Here is a 554-nt window from a genome sequence, read left to right as displayed (position 1 = left end):
TCATGCCACCGTCCGGCGAAGGCGCCAACCTGGCAATGTTCGACGGCGCCGAGCTCGGCAAGGCGATTGCCGCGAACCCGTACGACATCGAGAAGGCACTTGCCGACTATGAGGAGCCGATGTTTGCCCGCGCCGCCGCCAAAGCCCCGGACGCGCGCCAGGTGCTGGAGCTTTGCCTCGGCGAACGCGCGCCGTTCTCACTGGTGGACTTCTTCAACGACGTCGCGCGGGAAAAGCACGCGTGATCCTGACGACCCTTCGAACGTTCCAATCGCGAGCGAGCCTGTGCCCTCAGTCCTCGAACTCGCACGCCGCGACATAGATCGCGGCGAGCTTCTCGATGCCGGCCTGGTCCTCCTTGTCGAAGCGGCCCGGCAGCGGGCTGTCGAGGTCGAGCACGCCGAACGCGCCATCGGCGTCGCGCAACAGCACCACCAGCTCGGAGCGCGAATCGGCATCGCAGGCGATGTGGCCAGGGAATTCGTTGACGTCCTTGACCAGCATCGACATGTCGAGCTCAATGGCCTTGCCGCAGACGCCCTTGCCGACAGCGA

The 554-nt window shown here is 65.7% G+C and carries 1 protein-coding gene and 1 pseudogene; one reads left to right on the top strand and one right to left on the bottom strand.

Translation table 11 applies throughout. The features are described 5' to 3' along the window. Positions 1–245 (top strand): annotated as a pseudogene (locus EOA23_RS35315) (FAD-dependent monooxygenase); the annotation flags it as partial. A 46-nt stretch (positions 246–291) separates the two neighbouring features. On the opposite strand, the gene EOA23_RS35310 reads toward EOA23_RS35315, so the two are convergent. Beyond that, a partial coding sequence (locus tag EOA23_RS35310) for a GAF domain-containing protein (protein ID WP_348628611.1) occupies positions 292–554 on the bottom strand: 263 nt, incomplete at its 5' end.

The organism is Mesorhizobium sp. M2A.F.Ca.ET.042.01.1.1 (assembly GCF_003997405.1).
Lineage (GTDB): Bacteria > Pseudomonadota > Alphaproteobacteria > Rhizobiales > Rhizobiaceae > Mesorhizobium.
Note: the sequence above shows the minus strand (reverse complement) of the source record. Positions and strands in the feature narration are given on the sequence as shown.